General features: G+C 62.3%; 19 protein-coding genes. 15 read left to right on the top strand and 4 right to left on the bottom strand.

What is annotated here, in order from left to right:
* Window positions 1–113 precede the first annotated feature (113 nt).
* The 4 genes from KJQ12_RS07135 (at window position 114) to bioB (ending at window position 4,101) form a co-directional block, all read left to right on the top strand.
* Complete coding sequence (locus KJQ12_RS07135) at window positions 114–1,463, top strand: GH1 family beta-glucosidase (protein ID WP_213484057.1); 1,350 nt, start codon at window positions 114–116, stop codon at window positions 1,461–1,463.
* Window positions 1,464–1,576: 113 nt separating this feature from the next.
* Complete coding sequence (locus KJQ12_RS07140) at window positions 1,577–2,446, top strand: LysR family transcriptional regulator (RefSeq protein ID WP_213484058.1); 870 nt, start codon at window positions 1,577–1,579, stop codon at window positions 2,444–2,446.
* A 116-nt stretch (window positions 2,447–2,562) separates the two neighbouring features.
* Window positions 2,563–2,889, top strand: a complete 327-nt coding sequence (locus KJQ12_RS07145) for a hypothetical protein (RefSeq protein WP_244860481.1) — start codon at window positions 2,563–2,565, stop codon at window positions 2,887–2,889.
* A 165-nt stretch (window positions 2,890–3,054) separates the two neighbouring features.
* Window positions 3,055–4,101, top strand: coding sequence for a biotin synthase BioB (gene bioB, locus KJQ12_RS07150; protein WP_244860483.1), 1,047 nt, complete (start codon window positions 3,055–3,057; stop codon window positions 4,099–4,101).
* A 54-nt stretch (window positions 4,102–4,155) separates the two neighbouring features.
* Here bioB and KJQ12_RS07155 read toward each other — a convergent pair whose 3' ends face one another.
* From KJQ12_RS07155 to KJQ12_RS07165, 3 genes are all read right to left on the bottom strand, one after another.
* Complete coding sequence (locus KJQ12_RS07155; protein WP_213484059.1) at window positions 4,156–5,589, bottom strand: CorA family divalent cation transporter; 1,434 nt, start codon at window positions 5,587–5,589, stop codon at window positions 4,156–4,158.
* A 103-nt stretch (window positions 5,590–5,692) separates the two neighbouring features.
* On the bottom strand, window positions 5,693–6,472 hold the full coding sequence (locus tag KJQ12_RS07160) for a sigma-70 family RNA polymerase sigma factor (protein ID WP_015253898.1): 780 nt from the start codon (window positions 6,470–6,472) through the stop codon (window positions 5,693–5,695).
* Between the two features lie 144 nt (window positions 6,473–6,616).
* Window positions 6,617–7,591 carry an AraC family transcriptional regulator gene (locus tag KJQ12_RS07165; protein ID WP_213484060.1) on the bottom strand — a complete coding sequence of 325 codons (975 nt, stop codon included), beginning with the start codon at window positions 7,589–7,591 and terminating at the stop codon, window positions 6,617–6,619.
* A 190-nt stretch (window positions 7,592–7,781) separates the two neighbouring features.
* Between KJQ12_RS07165 and KJQ12_RS07170 the strand changes: the two genes are divergently transcribed.
* From KJQ12_RS07170 to KJQ12_RS07185, 4 genes are all read left to right on the top strand, one after another.
* Window positions 7,782–8,954 (top strand): galactokinase, encoded by a 1,173-nt coding sequence (locus tag KJQ12_RS07170; RefSeq protein WP_041854175.1) that lies wholly within the window; start codon window positions 7,782–7,784, stop codon window positions 8,952–8,954.
* A gap of 147 nt (window positions 8,955–9,101) precedes the next feature.
* A complete protein-coding gene (gene galE, locus KJQ12_RS07175; RefSeq protein WP_213484061.1) occupies window positions 9,102–10,094 on the top strand; it encodes a UDP-glucose 4-epimerase GalE in 993 nt (330 codons plus the stop codon).
* A gap of 27 nt (window positions 10,095–10,121) precedes the next feature.
* Window positions 10,122–11,744, top strand: a complete 1,623-nt coding sequence (locus KJQ12_RS07180) for a UDP-glucose--hexose-1-phosphate uridylyltransferase (protein WP_213484062.1) — start codon at window positions 10,122–10,124, stop codon at window positions 11,742–11,744.
* Between the two features lie 240 nt (window positions 11,745–11,984).
* Window positions 11,985–12,434 carry a hypothetical protein gene (locus KJQ12_RS07185; RefSeq protein WP_244860485.1) on the top strand — a complete coding sequence of 150 codons (450 nt, stop codon included), beginning with the start codon at window positions 11,985–11,987 and terminating at the stop codon, window positions 12,432–12,434.
* 26 nt (window positions 12,435–12,460) lie between these two features.
* Here KJQ12_RS07185 and KJQ12_RS07190 read toward each other — a convergent pair whose 3' ends face one another.
* Entirely contained in the window at window positions 12,461–12,703 is a 243-nt protein-coding gene (locus KJQ12_RS07190; protein WP_015253904.1) for a DUF1128 domain-containing protein, read from the bottom strand.
* 194 nt (window positions 12,704–12,897) lie between these two features.
* On the opposite strand from KJQ12_RS07190, the gene yyaC reads away from it, so the two are divergent.
* The 7 genes from yyaC to KJQ12_RS07225 all read left to right on the top strand — a co-directional run bounded on the left by yyaC (window position 12,898) and on the right by KJQ12_RS07225 (window position 20,003).
* Entirely contained in the window at window positions 12,898–13,485 is a 588-nt protein-coding gene (gene yyaC / locus KJQ12_RS07195; RefSeq protein ID WP_213484064.1) for a spore protease YyaC, read from the top strand.
* A complete protein-coding gene (locus KJQ12_RS07200; protein WP_213484065.1) occupies window positions 13,430–14,278 on the top strand; it encodes an alpha/beta fold hydrolase in 849 nt (282 codons plus the stop codon). The genes yyaC and KJQ12_RS07200 overlap by 56 nt, the downstream gene beginning before the upstream one ends.
* Window positions 14,279–14,311: 33 nt before the next feature.
* Window positions 14,312–14,980, top strand: a complete 669-nt coding sequence (locus tag KJQ12_RS07205) for a DUF6483 family protein (RefSeq protein WP_213484066.1) — start codon at window positions 14,312–14,314, stop codon at window positions 14,978–14,980.
* Window positions 14,981–15,131: 151 nt separating this feature from the next.
* Window positions 15,132–16,799 (top strand): histidine kinase N-terminal 7TM domain-containing diguanylate cyclase, encoded by a 1,668-nt coding sequence (locus tag KJQ12_RS07210; protein ID WP_244860487.1) that lies wholly within the window; start codon window positions 15,132–15,134, stop codon window positions 16,797–16,799.
* A 29-nt stretch (window positions 16,800–16,828) separates the two neighbouring features.
* A complete protein-coding gene (locus KJQ12_RS07215) occupies window positions 16,829–17,515 on the top strand; it encodes a GGDEF domain-containing protein (RefSeq protein WP_213484067.1) in 687 nt (228 codons plus the stop codon).
* 35 nt (window positions 17,516–17,550) lie between these two features.
* Window positions 17,551–18,633: an HD-GYP domain-containing protein gene (locus tag KJQ12_RS07220; RefSeq protein ID WP_213484068.1), complete on the top strand. Its 1,083-nt coding sequence runs from the start codon at window positions 17,551–17,553 to the stop codon at window positions 18,631–18,633.
* Between the two features lie 107 nt (window positions 18,634–18,740).
* Window positions 18,741–20,003 carry an IS91 family transposase gene (locus tag KJQ12_RS07225; RefSeq protein WP_083883009.1) on the top strand — a complete coding sequence of 421 codons (1,263 nt, stop codon included), beginning with the start codon at window positions 18,741–18,743 and terminating at the stop codon, window positions 20,001–20,003.
* Window positions 20,004–20,384: the final 381 nt, after the last annotated feature.

The following is a 20,384-nucleotide window of genomic DNA, read 5'->3' on the forward strand; positions in this document are numbered from 1 at the left end:
AGTGGAACAGGTCCGTTTATCTTTTACAATGGAAGACATGAAGCGAAAATGGACGCGGCGACCGCGTCCGTCTGTTCAGCATGTGCGCAAAATAACGGAAGGAGAGAGTGGATTTGGCTATCGTGCAGTTTCCGAATGGATTCGTCTGGGGGGCCGCCACCGCCGCATTCCAGGTGGAAGGGGCATACCGGGAAGACGGGCGCGGCCTGTCGATCTGGGACACGTTCTGCCGCACGCCCGGCAAAGTATGGGAAGGCGACAACGGCGATGTCGCGTGCGACATGTACCATCGGTACAAGGACGACGTCAAGCTGATGAAGGATCTCGGCATCACGTCCTACCGGTTCTCGGTCGCCTGGCCGCGGATCATTCCGGACGGTTCGGGCGAGATCAACCCGAAGGGCATCGAGTTTTACCGCAATCTGGTGGACGAGCTGCTGGCACACGGCATCGAGCCGATGCTGACGCTGTACCACTGGGATCTCCCGCAGGCGCTGCAGGACCGCGGCGGCTGGGCGAACCGCGAGACGATCGATCATTTTCTGAAATATGTCGAGACGGTGTTCAAGGCGCTCGACGGCAAGGTGAAGCTGTGGGCGACGTTCAATGAGCCATGGTGCATCTCGTTCCTCTCCAACTATATCGGCGCGCATGCCCCCGGTCTGCGCGATCTGCAGACGGCGATCGACGTCGCGCACAACGTGCTGGTGGCGCACGGCAAGACGGTCCGCCTGTTCCGCGAGCTCGGCATCAAGGGCGAAATCGGCATCGCGCCGAACACCGAATGGATGGAGCCGTTCTCCGACCGGGAAGAAGACGTGGAGGCGGCATGGCGCCGGCGCGGCTGGTTGAACGAATGGTTCCTCCGCCCGGTCATGACGGGGCAGTATCCGGAGAAGCTCGTCCAATGGTTCGAGAAGCTGGGCGGCAAGCCGAAGATCGAGCCGGGCGACATGGAGCTGATCGGCTCGAAAATCGATTTCCTCGGCATCAACTACTACACGGGAGGGATCGGACGCTACAATCCGGAAGAAGGCGACATCTTCGGATTCCAGGAAGTGCCGATGGGCTGGGAGAAGACCGACATCGGCTGGAACATTTACCCGCAGGGTCTGTACAACGTGCTGACCTACATCAAGCGGGAGTTCGGCGACATCCCGATCTACATTACGGAGAACGGCGCCTGCTACAACGACGAGCCCGGCGCGGACGGCCGGGTGCGCGACCAGCGCCGGATCGAGTATCTGAAGAAGCACGTCCTGCAGGTGGCACGCGCGATCGAATCGGGCGTGAACGTGAAGGGCTACTACACCTGGTCGCTGATGGACAACTTCGAATGGGCGTACGGCTATTCGATGCGCTTCGGCATCCTCTACGTCGACTACGAGACGCAGCAGCGGATCAAGAAGGACAGCTTCCGCTGGTACCGCAAGCTGGCGCGCAACAATTACATCGAAGTGTGAGCACGGACGACGGCCGTCGGGGACGCTTCCCGAACGGCCGTCTGTACTTGGCGAGTGTCTCGTTCCCGGAAGCAATTGCGGTTAAAATGTGATGTAGAAGCGGAGGTGATCACGTGATCGATTTTGAATGGTACCGGAGCTTCGTCTCCATCTACCGCCACAACTCGGTGTCCGAAGCCGCCAAGTCCCGCTTCATGACGCAGCCGGCGATGAGCCAGCACCTCGCTTCCCTGGAAGCCGAGGTCGGCGAGAAATTGTTCGTCCGGATGGCCAGAAAAATGATTCCCACCGAGCGGGGAAAGCTGCTCTACTCCGAGGCGGCTCCACTCGTGGAGGCGCTGGAGAAGGTGAGCGCGGATTTGAAGACCGCTTCCCTGCCGGGCATGAAATGGATCAAGATCGGTTCGGCGCCGGACTTCTATCAGGAAAAAATACTCCCGCTGCTGCCCCGATTCGGCACATGCTCCATTTCCCATTTCGGAACGGCGGAAGAATTGGTCGAAAGTCTGGAAGCGGAAAAGGTGGATCTCATCATCACCTCCAAAAAATTCATGAAGCCGGGGATCGAATACGAGGAGCTGGGCGAAGAGGAGTTCGTCATCATCGCGCCCGCGCATTGGGACGTTCCCGAAACCCGGAGCCTGGCGGAACAGGATCGCTGGCTCGCCGGTCAGAAGTGGATTGCGTACGGACCCGAATTGCCGATCATCCGAAGGGTGTGGAGGGAACATTTCAAGAAGCGCCCGAAGCTGCATGTTCCTTACATCGTCCCGAATCTGCACATGATTCTTGCGCTGGTCGGGGCGGGCGCCGGCCTGAGCGTGGTTCCCGCCTATTTGCTGCAACCGGCGAATGCAGGGGATGTCCGGATGGTTTACTCCCATTTGTCCGTGCGCAACGCGTTGTTCTTCGCCTACAAGAGCAAGCACAAATACTATCCCGAGATTCAGCACGTCATGAAGATCATCCGGGAGAACTTGTGACGGCCCGTTCATCGCTCCCGTCAGCCGCATGATGAAATTCATGCAGCTTATACATAAATTTATTTATAAGTAATTCAAATTTACATAATTTGATTTATAAATCATCCGGTCTTAAAATGAACCTCGCACCAAAAATCAATCTTTGGGGGAAGGTTCGTCATTCCTTTGGACTCGAACAGCTTGACCCGCGCAACAGCGGTCTCTTCGCAACGCCACGCCACGCTGGCCCTCTGAACACCGCCAGGGAAGCGCCGACGCTGGCTTCCACGCTGAACATCGCGGCTTTCAACCTGGGGAACGCTCTGGGCGCTTATCTGGGCGGAATCGTTATCGATTTCGGCATCGGCGGCGGACTGAGAGCCGTGCCCTGGTCGACTTCCCTGGTGACGTTGATCGGCATTCTCTTCACCTTGTGGGGCAATCGCCAGAGCCGCAGGGGATAAGCATGCGGATCACGCGCGCGCATTCGACCGCGTGAGAAGGGCAGGGTGAAAGAAGTCGTGGATCTTTCGGACTTCCCGGAACGACTTCAGGCGCTTTACAGGAGGCGAATGCGCTGATATTGTTAACCTTGTGATTAATAAAAGGTTAACAATGGAGGAATGCGCATGCCGCATATCGACTGCAAACCGCGCACAGACTGGAATGCCTTTGCGGACGCCGCGCTGTCCGGCCGTCCGCTGACCGTCGAAGAAGGGCTCGACGTGCTGCGTGCGCCGGACGAAGAGCTGCTGCCGCTGCTTCATGCCGCCTGGCGCGTCAGGAGCAGGTATTTCGGCAACAAGGTCATGCTGAACATGATCATGAACGCCAAGAGCGGTCTCTGCCCGGAGGACTGCGGGTATTGCTCGCAGTCGATCGTCTCGCGGGCGGACATTCCGAGATACAGCCTGCTTGACAAGGAATCGCTGCTCGCCGGGGCGCGGGAAGCGCTCGCGCGCAAGGCGGGCACGTTCTGCATCGTCGCATCCGGCCGGGGTCCGACCGACCGGGAACTGCGGGAAGTGGCGGAAGCGGTGCGTGAAATCCGACGGACGATGCCGCTCAAGATCTGCGCCTGCCTCGGGCTGCTGCGCGAAGGCCAGGCCGAGCTGCTGGCCGAAGCGGGCGTACATCGCTACAACCACAACCTGAACACGAGCCGGGAACGGTACGGCCGGATCGCGACGACGCACACCTTCGAGCAGCGCGTCGAGACCGTCGAACGGGTGAAGGCGGCGGGCATCTCGCCGTGTTCCGGCGTCATCATCGGCATGGGCGAATCGGACGAGGAGATCGTCGATATGGCGCTCACCCTCCGCGCGCTGGATGCCGACTCCATTCCGGTCAATTTTCTGAACGCCATTCCGGGCACGCCGCTCGAGGGCGCCGGAAGGGTGTCCGCGCGGAAAGCGCTGAAAGTGCTGGCCTTGTTCCGGTTCATCTGCCCGGACAAGGAGATCCGCGTCGCCGGCGGCCGCGAGATCACCCTGCGGTCCCTGCAGCCGCTGGCGCTGTACGCCGCCAATTCGCTGTTCGTCGGGGACTACCTGACGACGCCCGGCCAGGAAGTGTCGCGGGATCATCAGATGATCGAGGATCTCGGCTTCGAGATCGTGCAATATGTGCCGGGGTCCGCGGATTCGGAGCAGAGAAAAAGCCCCGCCGGGGCGTGACGTCCGCGGCGGGGTGATTCGCTGTGCGATGGCTGTGAGTGCTGCGGTTGAGAGCTACCGGCGCTTCCGGCGAGACAAACGGGAGGGCAGCCCGGTCTGGCCGTCGCTCTGTCCATAAGGCGCGGCCTGCTGACCGGCACCGTCGTGACCGTATCCCGGAAGCGAGCCGCCGTGCGCAGCCGCGCTTCGGGCCGCGGCGCGCGGCTGCCGCCCGCGCCCGCCGCCCTCCGTCCGGTCCGGGCCGGTGCGCGTCATCCGGCGCAGCCATCCGTACAGGATGAGGGAGAGCAGCGCGGTGCCGCCGCATACGGCCGCGAATCCCCACGGCTTGTCGGCGAGCGGCACGCCGCCGGCGTTCATGCCCCAGAGCGCGCCCGCCGCCGCGGCCGGCGCCGGCAGCACGATGACGGCGGCCAGCGCCTTGAGCAGGGAGCCGCTCTTCTGCATCGACGCCGCGCCGCTGAGCGCGGTCAGCGCCTCGATCGCTTCGGCGTGCCGGTCGATGAGCGCGCGGATCCGGCTGAGCCGGCGCTGCAGCCGGCGGTAAGGTTCACTGTCCGTGAACCGCGTGCCGAACGATTCGGCGGCCGCCGATTCCGCTTCGACCACGGCGAGGAAATGCCGGTTCCATTGCAGCAGCCCGCGCTGCAGCTCGGCGAGCACCTCGACGGGGATCGGCCGGCCGCTGCGTTCCGCGTCCGCTTCCAGCCCGGCCAGCCGCCGCTCGAACGCTTCGAACCCGCTGCGCATCGCATCAAGCGCCGCCGTGAGGATGACGGCGAACGCTTCGGGGGCGTTGGCCGCCCGCTCGAGCCGGTCGTCCCACGGCGGGCGCTGCAGGCGGAGCATGAACCGCAGGTCGAATTGCAGCGTGACGAGCCGCTTCTCCGTCAGCCAGTAATGAAGCGGGCAGACATCGTGCTCGTCCGGGGACATCCGCAGCGGCAGCGTGCCGAACGCCGCATCGCCGGCATCCGGCGTCTCCGTCGACACGGCGAGCGTCTCCCGCCGTTCGAGCGACTGATCGAGCCAGTTGGCACATTCCGGAAGCTGCCGCTTGATTTCGGCCAGCGCGGCCGCGCGTGTCCGTTCGGCGGTCAAGACCGCGCCCCGCGCTTCCGTACGGGGCGCGTCCGCATGTTGCACCCCGAAACCCGCCGGGCGGCCGTCGGCCGGTCCCGCCGCTTCCGTTCCGTCCTGCACCGAATCCGCCCGCGCTTCCGGTCCCGCTGCGGAAGGCGTCGATGCAGCCCCCGGCTGTTCCGCTCCGTCCTGCGCCGTGCCCGCCTTCGGCTGCTCCTGTCCGGACTGCACCGAAGCCTGCGCCGGCTGTTCCGATCCGATCTGCGGCGATGCCGGCCATGGCCGGTCCGTCCCGGGCAGCGCCGATCCCACGCGCGGCCCCGGCGCCAGGTCCGAAGACGCGCGGCCGTCGGTCAGCAGATGCCATTCCCAGCCTGCCGGCATGCGCAGCATGCGGTGATTCATATCGTCCCTCCATTCGGGCGATTGCGCGCTTGTCTTGATCACTCCCATCATACCCGCTGGCGGGCTTGCAGGACAAGGGACTCCTTCACGGCGGCGCAGGGGATCAATGGCATTCCTCGCCGCGGCGGTTGTCCGACAGCCAGCGCTTCAGCTTGCCGATCGCCCGCCGCTGCATGCGCGACACACTCATCTGCGAGACGCCGAGCCGTTCGGCGACCGCCCGCTGCGGCAGACCGAAACCGAACACGAGCCGCAGCACCTCGGCTTCTTCCGGCTTGAGCCTTTTCATCGCCAGCTCCAGGTCCAGCCGGCTTTCCACCGCCGTGAACTCGTCGCCGGGATGGCCGATCCGGTCGCCCAGCGTGGACAGATTCTCGTCATCATAAATCGGCGTATCGAGCGAGACATAGTGGTACATGTCGCGGCCGGCCAGCACCTCCAGCGTCTCGTCACGCGTGAGGCCGAGCCGTTCCGCAATCTCTTCGACGCTCGGCGGTCGCTCGAGCTGCGCGGTCAGCTCGTCGATCGTCTGCCGGACGTGGATGCCTTTTTCCTTGATGCGGCGGGGCACCTGAACATACCACGATTTGTCGCGCAAATAGTTCTTCATATGGCCGACCAAGCTTTTCATCGCATACGTTTCGAATTGCGCGCCGACGGCCGAATCGTACCGGCCGAGCAGGCGAAAGAGCGCGAGCCTCCCGACCTGGTGCAAATCTTCGTACAGATCGGGCCGGTTGCGCGATACGCGCGCAGCGGCCAGCCGGATCATCGGCTCGCACTTTTCGATCACCCGCGCCGCGTTCTCGCGGGACGGACTCGACCGATAGACGGAGAGCAGCGCATCCGTATCGGCCGCCGTCGGTTTGGACGTACGCTTCATTTGGTCTGCCACCTCGTCTTTTTCCGATCCTCCACCTTTCTGTCACCAATTTTAAAAAAATTCATCCAATTTAAACCATACGCCGATCGAACCGGTACCGGACGCCCGGCTTCCTTCGGAATCGACGGCATTCGACCTGTTTCGTCAATCTCCCCGCCGGGGCGCTCCCAGCCGGAGCATCGATTCGCGGTACGCCGTCGGCGGCATGCCGCAGATGCGGCGGAACTGCTTCGAGAAGTAGAGGGGGTCCTGAAAGCCGACGGAGGCGGCGATCTGCTCCACCGTCAGTTCGCGCCGCTCCCGCAGCAGGCGCCGGGCGTGATCGATGCGCAGCCGGAGCAGGAACTCGACCGGCGTCATCCCGGTATGCCGCTTGAAGACGCGGGACAGGTAGGCGCGGCTGAAACCGAGCGTTGCGGCCATCAACTCGATCGAGACCGGTTCCGCGTACTGCGTGGACAGATAGTGTACGATCCGCTGGACGAGCTCGTTGCCCCCGGCTCCGGGGCCGGGTACGGGCGCGTCTTCGCGGGCCTGCGCTTTGCCGTACTCGACCATGAGCAGGCTGAGGCAGCCCGCCGCCTCCAGATGCGCGAGCTTGCCGCCTTCGCGGAAGGCGCGCTGGATCCGGCCGATGAGCGCGGCCGGCCGGAGGCTGCGTCCCGCATCGGCCACGGGCCGCGCCGCCGTGAAGCCGGCGGAGGCGGCGAGCGCTTCGCTCTGCGAGCCGGCGAACGCCACCCAGCGGTACCGCCACGGATCGCGTTCGTCCGCGGCGTACTCGATGAGCCGCCCCGGCGCGATCAGGAACGCGTGCCCGGCGCGCAGCCGGTATTCGGTCCCTTCGACGCGGTAGACCCCGGTCCCGGACAGCACGTGGTGAAGCAGCCAGAAGTCGTAAACCTTCGGGCCGATCCGGTGTCCGGGCCGGGTCTGGCTTTCGCCGGAGAACAGCACGTTCAGGTCGCCGTGCTCGATCGAGACGGGGTTGGATACGACGCTGTAGGTCGGCACGCGTTCCGCCGGCATGCGTGCCGCCGGCGCGCGCTCCGATTCGGCGGGGCCGCGTGACGGCGGGGAATGTTCCGGTTTGCGGCCTTCCACAGGATGGCGTTCCATGGTTCCATCTCCTCATGATTGACCTGTTGCTTCAACCATACCACAGAGAAGCGAAAACGGCCATCCGCACGTCCGAATGAAGTCACAAAAATCCATATCGAATTCACTTTCCGCCATTCGCTTGCCCCGCTTCGCTCCGCTATACTGGGGCTAGCGGAACGAAACCTTGAAATGAAGGAACGTGATGACAGTGGCGGATCTTGCGCGTCTGAAACAGCAATTCATCGAGCGCTACGGCGGCACGGAGGAAGGGCTCCGGGTCTATCACGCGCCGGGGCGCGTCAACCTGATCGGGGAACATACGGACTACAACGGCGGGTACGTTTTTCCGGCGGCGCTGACGTTCGGCACGACGATGCTGGCGCGGCCCCGGACGGACCGCACGATCGGGCTCGCGTCGACGAACTTTCCCGCGGCCGGACGGATCAGCCTGGACGGCATCGCCTACGATCCGGCCGACGACTGGATGAACTACCCGAAGGGCGTCGTGCGCGAACTGCAGGCGATGGGCTTCGATCTCGGCGGCGGCGCCGATATCCTGTACTGCGGCGAAATTCCGAACGGTTCCGGTCTCTCGTCCTCGGCGTCGATCGAGGTCGTGACGGCGTTCGGCCTGCTGGAGCTGAACGGGCACAAGACCGACACGGTGGAGATCGCGAAGCTGGCGCAGCGGGCGGAGAACGAGTTCGTCGGCGTCAAATGCGGCATCATGGACCAGTTCGCGGTGGCGAACGGCCGCCGGAATCACGCGATCCTGCTCATGTGCGACACGCTGGAATACGAGCTGGTGCCGTTCGACAGCGGCGCGTACAAGCTGGTCATCGGCAACACGAACAAGCGCCGGGAGCTGGCCGACTCGAAGTACAACGAGCGGCGCGGCGAATGCGAGCAGGCGGTGCGGGATCTTAAGGCAGCGTTCCCGGATCTCGAACTGCTCGGCCGGCTCACTCCGGACGAATTCCGCGCGCATGCGCATTTGATCGGCAATGAAACAGTGCGCCGCCGGGCGCGGCATGTCGTGGAGGAAATCGACCGGGTGCGGCAGTCGGTCGACGTGCTGCGGCGGGGCGACCTCGCGGCGTTCGGCCGGCTGATGAACGCGTCCCACGACTCGCTGCGCGACCTGTATGAAGTGACGGGACGGGAACTCGACGCGATGGTCGATGCGGCGCGCAGCGTGGAAGGCGTGCTCGGCTCGCGCATGACCGGGGCCGGCTTCGGCGGCTGCACCGTGTCGCTCGTGCACGAGGACGCGGTCGAGACGTTCAAGCGCGTGGTCGGCAGCCGCTATGCGGAAGCGACCGGGCTTCAGGCGGACTTCTACGTCTGCTCGATCGGCAACGGTGTCGAACGGATCGAATAACAACGGGAGATAAAGAACCGGCCGAACCGGGGGCGAGTCCGTCGAACGGGGCTGCGTCTGACGCGGGCGAATGCGGCGCGTCGGGCGGATGCGTCAGACAGAAGCGGATTCCCCGCGGGGCGAACCGGACGGAAAGGAGCAGAAACCATGGCAATACTGGTGACGGGAGGAGCGGGCTACATCGGCTCGCACACGGCGGCGGCGCTTCTCGAGCGCGGGGAAGAAGTCGTCGTCCTCGACAATCTGCAGACCGGACATCGGCAGGCGGCGGACGGCTGCACACATTTCTATGAAGGCGACATTCGGGACGAGGCGCTGCTGGACCGCATTTTCGGATCGCACGAGATCGACGCGGTCATCCATTTCGCCGCGAATTCGCTCGTTCAGGAGAGCATGACGGACCCGGGCAAGTATTATCACAACAACGTCTACGGCACCCTCTGCCTGCTTGAACGCATGCGGGCGAACGGCGTGAAGCGGATCGTTTTCTCGTCGACGGCGGCGGTGTACGGCGAACCGGAGCGCGTGCCGATCGAGGAGACGGACAAGACGGAGCCGGCGAACGCCTACGGCGAGACGAAGCTGGCGATGGAGCGGATGATCCGCTGGTTCGATGCCGCGCACGGCATCCAGAACGTCTCGCTCCGCTACTTCAACGCGGCCGGCGCGCATGAGAGCGGACGGATCGGGGAGGATCACGCCCCGGAGACGCACCTCGTGCCGATCGTGCTGCAGGCGGCGCTCGGCAAGCGGCCGCATGTCGCCATCTTCGGCGACGACTATCCCACGGCGGACGGCACGTGCATCCGCGACTACATCCACGTCTCGGACCTGGCCGACGCCCATCTGCTTGCCGTGGACCGGCTGCGCCGCGGCGAAGGCAGCGCCGTCTACAACCTGGGCAGCGGCCGCGGCTATTCGGTCCGCGAGATCATCGAGCAGGCGCGCCGCGAAACGGGCAGGGACATTCCCGTCGTCGTACAGCCGCGCCGGGCGGGCGACCCGGCGGTGCTCGTCGCGTCCTCGGAGCGCGCGAAGCGGGAGCTCGGCTGGAATCCGCGCCGCTCCGACATCGGCACGATCATCCGCACCGCCTGGGCATGGCACACGGCGCACCCCGAAGGGTACGGAGACCGGTGAGCCGGAGATGACAAGGAGGACTGCATCATGACCGAACCGACATCCGGCGCGCCGGTGACGCCGGAACAGGCGCGGCAGGCGCAGGCGGCGATCGGGCGGCTCGTCCGCTATGCGCTGCATCACGGGCTGATCCGGCCGGCGGACCGGGACTGGGCGCTCAACGCGCTGCTTGACCTGTTCGGCTTCACGGAGCCCGGCGCCGCCGGGGAGACGGCGGCGGGAAGCGAGCCGGTGCCCGCGGAAGCCGCGCCGGTTCTCGCGCCGCTGATCGACTACGGCATCGCCGTCGGGCTCGTGCCGGACGACACGACGACTTCCCGGGATCTGCTCGACGCCCGGATCATGGGCCTCATCATGCCTCGGCCTTCGGAGACGGCGGACGCCTTCGCCCGGCTGGCGGAGCGCGAAGGCATCGAAGCGGCGACCGACGCGTTCTACAAGCTGAACATCGCGTCCAATTACGTCCGGATGGACCGCGTCCGGCAGAACGAATACTGGGTGCATGCGAGCGAGTACGGCGGCATCGAGATTACGATCAACCTGTCGAAACCGGAGAAAGACCCGCGCGAGATCGCGCGCATCCGCTCGCTGCCGCCGTCCAGCTATCCGAAATGTCTGCTCTGCCCGGAGAACGTCGGCTACGCGGGCCGGCCGGACCATCCCGCGCGCCAGAACCTGCGCGTGCTGCCGCTTACGCTGAACGGCGAAGACTGGTTTTTCCAATATTCGCCTTACGTGTATTACAACGAGCACAGCATCATCCTCCGCGCCGAGCATGTGCCGATGGCGATCACGGAGGCGACATTCACGCGGCTGTTCGATTTTCTGGATCGGTTCCCGCATTATTTCGTCGGATCGAACGCCGATCTGCCGATCGTCGGCGGGTCCATCCTGAACCACGACCACTTTCAGGCCGGACGCCATCAATTCGCGATGGAGAAGGCGGAGACGGAGAAGGTGTACCGGCATCCGATGTATTTGGGTGTCAGCTGCGCCGTCGTCCGCTGGCCGCTGTCCGTTCTCAGGCTCTCGGGCGAGCGTCGGGACGAGCTGGAGGAAGCCGCGGCGGACCTGCTGGCCGCCTGGCGGGACCACTCCGACCCGTCCGTCGGCATTCTCGCGCATACGACGCTGGCGGACGGCACGCGGCAGCCGCACAACACGATTACACCGATCGCGCGGCGGAAGGCGGACGGCCGGTATGAGCTCGACCTGGTGCTCCGCAACAACCGGACGAGCGAGGAGCATCCGGACGGCATTTTCCACCCGCACCGCCATCTGCATCACATCAAGCGGGAGAACATCGGCTTGATCGAAGTGATGGGGCTCGCCGTGCTGCCCGGGCGGCTGAAGCGCGAGCTCCGGCAGATCGCGGCCATCCTGGCCGGGGATCAGCCGTACGATCCGGAGGCGTTCGCCGACGCGGCGCATCCGCTGCATCCGCATGCCGGCTGGCTCGCCGGACTGGTGCGCGCGCACGGCAACTCGCTGCCGCCGGCGGAAGCGGAGCGCCTGCTGCGGGAAGAAGTCGGGCGCAAGTTCACCGAAGTGCTGTGCGACGCCGGCGTGTTCAAGCGCGACGACGCCGGACGGGCCGCGTTTGCCGCGTTCGTGGAATCGGCGGGTTGGCGCCCGGTGCATCAAGGATAACGGCAAGAAGATCGTCATTGTCCCGACCTGTCGGGACAATGACGATCTTTTGATTTTGTCCGCGTTCGGATGGGCTGTCATGCCAGTAAATTCAATATAATGGGAACCTGACATGAACGTTGATTATCCCGCAATTATTTATTAAAATATGGAAGGAATTATAAAAAAATAATATGCGGCTGGCCGGTTCAGAATCGCCGTTCAGGCGCGGGAGGGATGATGAGATTGGCGGTTTCCATTATGCCTTTGGAAGAATTCATGCGTCTTGATGCGGATGAACAGGTCGAACAGTTGAAACGGTACAAGCTCGATTACACGCTCAAGGACATTCGGGAAGCCTGGGGACTGAAACATTCGGCCCAATATTATATGATGCTGAAGAAGCTGCGCATTTACGACCGCGTGGTCAACAAATCGGACAAGTTCTATCCGGAGCAGCTCATCCACGAACGCTCCGAGTCGCGGCCGTACGGATACGGCGACTTCAGGAACTCGCTCTCCGGCGCGAAGCAGGACCACTTTGCCTATCAACTGAACGTGACGCTGCCCGGTCCGGAACTGGCCGACAAATTGGAGCGGATCGCCTTCTTCCTGAAAGGGGAGAACAAGCGGATCAGCGTCAAGCTGGTGCTGGAAGCGGAGGATCAAGAGGCGCCGGACGCGCAGGCAGCCGCGGCGAGCGAAGGCTGACCGGCCGCCCCTCAATTTCCGGTCCGTTACGCGTCTGACGGCTTCGAAGCGCTCAGACGCCCGAGCTCGGACACCAGCGCTTCGACTTCGCTGACGCTGAAATGCGGCTTGGCCTGAACAAGTTCGTACAGTTCCTTGATCTCGTCATAATGCTCGAGAGGAAAACGGGAAGCCTGCAATGCCGCTCCGGCCGCCATGCGAAGCCTCGACTTGATCGCTTCGATCATGAAGGCGATGTTGTCCTCCGTCGGTTCGCGCAAATCCGTCATCGTCAACTTCCTTCCTTATAATATGGAAATGCCGGCGGCATCCGCCGCATGACCGCATTGTAACATGCCCGGGAGCCGCGGCGCCAATTCATTTGCGGATGGCGGGCGGCTTCCGCTAGAATGGAAGGGATACGGGCGGCAGGCGGAGCCGGAGCGGGCGCGCTTCCGCAAAATCGAAGGAGGGCGGAATCCCGATGCGCAGACTGGTCGATACGGCGGGACTTGCCGGGTTTCTGTCCGGTATCGCCGCCGCGCTGCCGGATCCGGATGACATCGTCATGCTCTGTATCGGCACGGACCGGTCGACGGGCGACGCGTTCGGTCCGCTGCTCGGGAGCCGGCTGCTGGAGGCCGGCTGGCCGCATGTATACGGCACGCTGCGCGAGCCTTGCGACGCGGACCGGCTGCCGGATGTGCTGGCCGGCCTGCCGGCCGGCAAGACGGTGATCGCCTTCGACGCGTGCCTCGGCTCGCCGGCCAACGTCGGAAAGTATTCGGTCGCCCGCGGCCCGCTGCTGCCGGCCGAAGCCGTCGGCAAGCGGCTGCCCGAGGCCGGGCATTACAGCGCCGCGGCGGTGGTCGCCGCCCGGTCGGCGAAGCCCTATTACGCGCTGATGACCGCGCCGCTCTCGCTGGTCATCGACATGGCGGAGAGCGCGGCCGCCGCTGCGGCGGAGGCATGGAGACTGACGCCGGCCACATCCGGCCGGTTACGGAGGGACGTACATGAGCGAACCGATCTCGATTGCGGCAAGCCGGATCCGCGCGGCATCCGGCGCTGAACTGGCATATTTGACATACGGCCGGAAGCGGCGGGAGGCCGACCCGGCCGTCGTGCTGCTGCACGGCTTTTGCGGAAGCTCCGCTTACTGGGAGGAGACGCTGCCGCATCTTGAGGGCAGCGGTCTGTACATTGTGCCGGACCTGAGAGGCCACGGCCTGTCCGAAGCGCCCGCCGGCACGGTATATGCAATGGAAGAGTTCGCGGATGATCTCCTGCGGCTGCTGGATGCGCTCGGCGAACGCGAGGCGATCGTCCTCGGCCATTCGCTCGGCGGCTACATCACCCTCGCCTTCGCCGGGAAGCATCCGGACCGGCTGCGGGGTTTCGGCCTGGTCCATTCGACCCCGCTGCCCGACACGGAGGAAGCGAAGGCCGGCCGCGACAAAACGGCGCAGCGGCTGCTTGCGGAAGGCGCGGCGCCTTTCGTGAACGAGCTTGCGCCGAAACTGTTCGCGGCGGAGAACCGCGAGCGCATGCCGGACAAAGTCGCGCGCACGGCTGCCATCGGGCTCGGCGTCTCGCCGGCGGGCGCGGCGGCGACGGCGCTCGGCATGAAAGCGCGGCCGGACCGTTCCGGCGTGGTGCGGAGCGCTTCCGTGCCGGTGCTGCTCGTCGCGGGAGAAGGCGACGCGGTTGTCGCCCCGGAGCGGACCTTCATCGACACGGAAGGCCCGAACGTCCGCCGCGTGCTGCTGGCCGGCTGCGGGCATATGTCGATGATGGAAGCGCCCGCGAAGCTGGCGGAAGCGATCGCCGGTTTCACGGAATGGGTCATATCGGGACAAGCATGACGCCGGCGGGATGCGCCGCGGAAGGGAGACAGCATGTTCCAGCGGGATTACATCATGCGCATGATCGCGCAGGCGGCGGAAGCGGCCGGCACCATTCTCGGCTTGCGCCGCAGACAAGAGCAAGAGCAGGCGCTCCGCTTCATCGACGACTGGCTTGAACGGCATCTGCGGCTCCGGCTGGATCTCGTCGACCGGCTGTCTGCGGACGACCTGGCGCAGCTTCACACGACGGCCGGTGTTCCGGACGCCGGCGCGATCATCGCCGTCGCGCGGCTGCTCAGGGAGGCCGCGGCGGTCGCGGATGCCGGGGGAGACGAAGAACTGGCGTACCGGCGTCGACTCAAGGCGCTGGGATTGAATCTCCGGGTATCGGCGGAGAAACCCGACGACGCGGCGCTGGACCCCGACGAAGAAGCGGAGGCGCTGCTTGCGGAGCTTGCCGCCTGGGAGCTGCCGCCGTCGTTGACACTCGGTCTCGCCCATTGGTGCGAGCGCCGCGGCCGGTACGCCGAAGCGGAGAACTGGCTGTACGAATGGCTGGAGTCGGAAGGGGCGGATCGGAAAACGGCCGTCGCGTTTTACAAGAGGCTGCTGAAGCTTCCGGACGAACGGCTCGCCGGAGGCGGTCTGCCGCGCGAAGAAGCGGAAGCCGGGCTGGCGGCGTTGGATGCGGAGGAAAGCGGGACGGACAAGGAAGGATAAGGCTAAAAAAATGTCGAATTTCCCGCTGACATCGTGTATTGTATTGTTGACGGCGTGCATGCGGAGTCGCCGGTGCCGATTGTCGGCGAAAACCGGTTTATGCTAAGATAAGGTGGAATGACTACCTATATTTAGTAATGTGGTGACCTCTTTGGAATATGCGTTGTGGTTGGATTTCGGCCTGTTCCTTGTCACGTCGGCGTTATTCGTCTATGTGTTCATGAGCAGTACGATCACCCGGTTGCACAAGGTTTACCTGACGTTTCACGCATGCCTGCTGCTGTGGCCGCTGAGTCAGTTCGCGGTGGAGACCACGGATGACCCGTTCTACCAGTCATTCTACCTGAAGATCGGGTTTGCGGGCATCTCCGTCGTCGGGGTTGCCTGGACCATATTCGCCATATTTCTTTCGGGCAGCTCGTATGTGTTGAACCGCAGGTCGATGACGGCATTGGCGATCCCGACGATTGCGGTCGTCATCCTGATTCTGCTGAATCCGTCCGGCCTGTTCATGAAGCCGGTGGGAACGGATTATGCCGAACGTGAATACGGACCGATATTCTGGATAATGGTCGCCATACAATTCATATACGTTGTGTTGTCATCCGCCTTGTTCATGCGGACGTCCCGCCACAGTGCCGCGCCGCGGCACCGGCGCCAGGTTCAGATGGCCGTCACGGGCATGGTCATTCTGGCCGTCTTCGCGCTGGGCGACACGTTCGTCAACGTCGTCATCGACAAGCAGCTCCCGACCATCTCCGGGCTGACGTCTTTCGGCATCATGTTTTCGGTCATTTACTTCGTCATCGCCATCCGGAGATACGGCGTGTTCGATGTCGTGCGCATCGCGCAGGTGAATGTCGTGGACAGCATGTCGACCGGCGTCGCGGTGCTCGACGAGCACGATGTGGTGCTGGAGACGAACCGCGTGTTCCGGCGGCTGTTCGATATCCGGACGGGAGACCGGCTGCGGATCGAGACGCTGCTGGAGCCGCTGGATGTCGAAGGCGGGGTCGATTCGTTTCTGCAGGCGTATCGCGGCAATCCGCCGCGGCCCGCGCAGATCGAAGTGACGTTCAAGGACAACGACACATTCCGCCATGTCATCATACACGGCGAACCGATCGAAGCGCACGGCGTGTTGATCGGCCGGGTGCTGACGTTCCAGGATGTGAGCGAGCTTCGCTCGCTCGTTGAATCTTCATACCGTCAGAATGAAGCGCTTCAACAGCGGAACCGTGAACTGGTCGAAATGCAGGCCGAGCTGTACGCCATGAACCAGCAGCTGGAGCGGATGGCGATCACGGACAGCCTGACCGGCTGCTACAACCGGCGGTATTTGATGCAGCAGCTCGAGCACGAGATCATGACGAACATCCGGTACAACATTCCGTTCGCCATTTTCTTGTTCGATATTGATTTGTTCAAATCGATTAACGACATCCACGGACATCTGATCGGCGACGAGGTCATCAAGCACACGGCCGACACCGTGCGCCGCTGCCTGCGCCGGACCGACATCGTGGCGCGGTATGGCGGTGAAGAGTTCACCGTCTATCTGCCGCACACGAACCGCACGCAGGCGCTGATGCTGGCCGAACGGGTCAGACAAGCCGTGTCGTCGAGCGAGATCAGCACCGGCGCAAGCGGCCGGACCGTCCAGGTCACGATCAGCATGGGCGTGCTTGCCGTGGAAGAAAGCAATCCGGACAGGATCGACGATCCGAAGGAATATCTCCGGGAACTGTTCTCCAGAGTGGACGCCGCCTTGTATCGTGCCAAGAACGGCGGCCGGAACCGGATCGTCGCCGCCGATTGACGATCGTATGCTGAACCGGGAGGTGCGGCATGAGCAGCAAAGGGCAGATCGCGGCAATTGGATACTCGGCTGTCGGTAGCTCCTCGCTGCTTGGCCTGTACGCGCTGCTCGACGGTCATGCCGTCAATCCGGCGGTGGTGATGCTGGCGGCCGTGTTTTTTCTGCTGGTGCTGCTTCCCCTGGCATGGCTGGCAGGCAAGGCGTATGACCGGATGCGGACGATCGCGATGCAGGATGACCTGACCCGGATCTGGAACCGGAAATACGTCTCGGGCATGATGCCGAAGCTGCTTCGTCAGGCGGCGAAACGCGGGAAGCCGCTTTCGGTATCCCTGATCGATATCAACGACTTCAAGCTCATCAATGATTCATACGGCCATCAGGCCGGAGATCAGGCGCTGCAGCTTATCGCCGGCGCCCTCCGCGGATGCGCGGGCAAGGGAGAGATCGTCGCGCGCTGGGGCGGCGACGAGTTTCTGCTCATCCGTCCGTTCGACAGGGGAACCGGGCAGCCGATCGCCGAAGAGATCGGCGATGCGCTGGACAAGCTGTCGAAGCGGATCGGCACCCGGGTCTCGGCGTCCGTGGGAACGGCGGTGTTCCCGGGAGACGGCGACACGCTGCAGGCATTGCTGCATCATGCGGACCGGCGCATGTACGACGACAAGGAGAGCCGGAAACGCGGTTATGACCGCCAGACCATGCTGCAGGCATGAACGCAAGTCAGAGCTGCCGAAGGAAGGGTAAATTCATGAGAAGAATTCACATCAGTATGGTTCGGCCGGGGGAGAGGCTCGCGAGGCCAATCATGCGGGAGAACGGCAGCGTATTGCTGGGCGCAGGCGTCGAATTGAACGAACGATTTATCGAACGGCTGCGCGGCATGGGCATTGATGTCGTCTATGTGGAAGACGAATGGACCAGCGACATCGTGCCCGAAGAAGTGATTCGCGACGAAACCTATCAACGCGCGTTTGACACCATCTACAAGACGGTCGGCAGCCTGATGGACACGCCGGCCAACAGGGGACGCGCATCGACGCCGGATCTCGGGCGGACGTTCCGGGCGCTGTTCGGGGAGATCATTCATGACCTGCTGCAGCGCAAGGACATCATGTACAGTCTGGCCCAGATCCATGTGGCGGACGCTTACCTGTTCCAGCACTCGGTCAATGTGGCCGTGCTCGCCGGCATCATGGGCATGGCCAAAGGATACAACCGGAATCAGATCGAGGAGCTGGGCGTCGGCGCGCTGCTCTTTGACATCGGCATGACCAAGGTGCCGAAGGAGCTATTGCACAAGACCACGCCGCTGACGCCCGAAGAACGGGCCATTGTCGAGAAGCATACGACGGAAGGGTTCGACATGCTGCGAACGCAGCATGACATCTCGCTGCTCTCCGCGCACTGCGCGCTGCAGCACCATGAACGGTATGACGGCTCCGGTTATCCCCGCGGCCTCAAAGGCAATGAAATACACGAATACGCGCAGATTATCGCGATTGCGGATGTGTACGACGCGCTCACATCGCCGCGCTCCTACCGCAACCGCTACTCGCCGTCCGAGGCGATCGAGTATTTGTTCGCAGCCGGCAATACGCTGTTCGATCTGGAACTGATCAAGCTGTTCTGCCGGCATGTGTCGGTGTACCCGGTCGCGACGACGGTTATGCTCAATACGGGTCAAATCGCCGTTGTGACGGCCAACAACCCGCTTGCCGTTCACCGTCCGGTTGTGCGCATTCTGCGCGAAGCCGACGGCCGTCCGGTGTCCACGCCCTACGAAATCGACCTGAAATACGACATGCAGCTCATGATTGTGAAAGAGCTGTGATCACGTGAAGGACGGCGCAAGCCGTTTTTCTTTACATTATAGAATTTATAAGTTTTGGGGTGGAGGCAGGTCTTCCGCCTTATTTCTGTTTTTGGTAAGGTTAGGATATGGAGACGAACATCTTGAAACGCATCTTTTTTGATGAGCGAGGGCACTGGGATCGGTTTGTGGCAAAACATGGCGGCAAGCTGCGTGCCAATGTACGGAAGGAAGTAGAGAAGTTCCGTCGATGCGGGGATCCCCGAAACGGATTTAAGCTGCTGGTATGTGAAGGATGTCATGACCTGCGGCTTGTTCCGTATCGCTGTAAAGGAAGATTCTGTACGACCTGTTCATGCGGAGAAACAGAGGAATGGGCACGTCTACTGGAACAAGATGTATTCCAAGTCAACCATCGTCATGTCGTCTTCACGATTGACGAAGGATTGCGGGAAATCTTTCTGCTTCATCGGGCAAAATTGCTCAAAGAATTTATGGATGAAGCGGTGCGCTTAGTCAAAGAACATTTTGAGAAGAAACATAAGGTAACTCCCGGAATCATAGCCGGATTGCATACGTTTGGGGCACGGCTTAACTTCAATCCTCATGTCCATATGCTAGTAACCATGGGAGGGATGAAGAAGAACGGCGAGTGGAAAACATACGACTTTATTCCGTTCGAGATGTTGCGTAAACAATGGCAGACGGTTGTGTTGAAGCTGATTCGCCGAAAGTTAAGCGAACAAGAGAAAAGGCAAGTGCAGTCCCGTTTGCAAAAAGCCTACTCCGAAAATGGAGAAGGCTTCTATGTGCATGCTCCGAAACAGAAAGGGAACGTCAAGCGGCAACTCGGATATATCGGGCGATACATGAGAAGACCGGCGGTAGCGGTTAGCCGGATCGAAGCGTATGACGGAGAAAGGGTGACCTTTCGTTACCGGGATAAGAATGACGGGGAAGAGAAGACGGAGACGATTTCGGTGGAAGAATTTATTGGCAGACTGATCCGGCATATTCCGGATGAAAACTTTAAGACGATCCGTTACTATGGGGTTTACTCGCGGCGGATCAAGAGCTTGTGCAAGAAGTTAGTCAGTGAGTGGCAAAAAGCTGCGAGAAGATGGATCGTCAAGGCAAAGAGGATATTAAAACGCAGAACGTGGAGTGAACGGGTCAAGGAGCAGACGGGGAAGCCGCCGTGTTGCCCAAAATGCGAAAGTTATTATGAATACAAGGGAGAAGCCTGCCTTGAAGAAGGGAAGTTGAAGGTGAAGTACGCGGTGTGCTCCACCTCAAAGGCATGCCTGGAAAGGATGATTCGGGATGTCGCCGGTGTCGAAGAAACGAAAGGAAGCGAAGAAAAGGAAAAAGCCGCAAAGCGGGCTGCATAGCAAAGCGAAAGTAACCTACATCTGTCTTCAATGTCATACAACAGAAGAGATTCCGCTGAATGTCGTTCGGAATTTCGATGCGATGGATGATGGAGATCCGACAGTACCTCCGCAATTCCGTTGCGAAGAATGTGGAGGAGGCATGTACCCAGAATATTACAAAGGAATTCATGGTTACGAGTACAGGATAAGCGATGTAAGAAAATAAGCCGGGTGTAGATTGTTCCCTACAGCCGGCTATTTTGCACGTATGAACTAAATCGCACGAACTAAAGGACGCCGTCAGGCGTTTTTCTTATTTCCGCACGCGGCCAAAACGAAGGCTTATCCGCATTGTCCGTGTCCTCCCCGCAGCTTCTGCATACGTTGAAGGCGAGGGGA

This window comes from Thermobacillus xylanilyticus, assembly GCF_907165215.1.
GTDB lineage: Bacteria > Bacillota > Bacilli > Paenibacillales > Paenibacillaceae > Thermobacillus > Thermobacillus xylanilyticus.

Coding starts and splice junctions, on each gene's coding strand:
- KJQ12_RS07145 (WP_244860481.1), top strand. CDS start 2,563: ATGAACCTCGCACCAAAAATCAATCTTTGGGGGAAGGTTCGTCATTCC.
- bioB (WP_244860483.1), top strand. CDS start 3,055: ATGCCGCATATCGACTGCAAACCGCGCACAGACTGGAATGCCTTTGCG.
- KJQ12_RS07155 (WP_213484059.1), bottom strand. CDS start 5,589: ATGAATCACCGCATGCTGCGCATGCCGGCAGGCTGGGAATGGCATCTG.
- KJQ12_RS07160 (WP_015253898.1), bottom strand. CDS start 6,472: ATGAAGCGTACGTCCAAACCGACGGCGGCCGATACGGATGCGCTGCTC.
- KJQ12_RS07165 (WP_213484060.1), bottom strand. CDS start 7,591: ATGGAACGCCATCCTGTGGAAGGCCGCAAACCGGAACATTCCCCGCCG.
- galE (WP_213484061.1), top strand. CDS start 9,102: ATGGCAATACTGGTGACGGGAGGAGCGGGCTACATCGGCTCGCACACG.
- KJQ12_RS07180 (WP_213484062.1), top strand. CDS start 10,122: ATGACCGAACCGACATCCGGCGCGCCGGTGACGCCGGAACAGGCGCGG.
- KJQ12_RS07185 (WP_244860485.1), top strand. CDS start 11,985: ATGCCTTTGGAAGAATTCATGCGTCTTGATGCGGATGAACAGGTCGAA.
- KJQ12_RS07190 (WP_015253904.1), bottom strand. CDS start 12,703: ATGACGGATTTGCGCGAACCGACGGAGGACAACATCGCCTTCATGATC.
- yyaC (WP_213484064.1), top strand. CDS start 12,898: ATGCGCAGACTGGTCGATACGGCGGGACTTGCCGGGTTTCTGTCCGGT.
- KJQ12_RS07200 (WP_213484065.1), top strand. CDS start 13,430: ATGAGCGAACCGATCTCGATTGCGGCAAGCCGGATCCGCGCGGCATCC.
- KJQ12_RS07205 (WP_213484066.1), top strand. CDS start 14,312: ATGTTCCAGCGGGATTACATCATGCGCATGATCGCGCAGGCGGCGGAA.
- KJQ12_RS07215 (WP_213484067.1), top strand. CDS start 16,829: ATGAGCAGCAAAGGGCAGATCGCGGCAATTGGATACTCGGCTGTCGGT.
- KJQ12_RS07220 (WP_213484068.1), top strand. CDS start 17,551: ATGAGAAGAATTCACATCAGTATGGTTCGGCCGGGGGAGAGGCTCGCG.
- KJQ12_RS07225 (WP_083883009.1), top strand. CDS start 18,741: ATGGAGACGAACATCTTGAAACGCATCTTTTTTGATGAGCGAGGGCAC.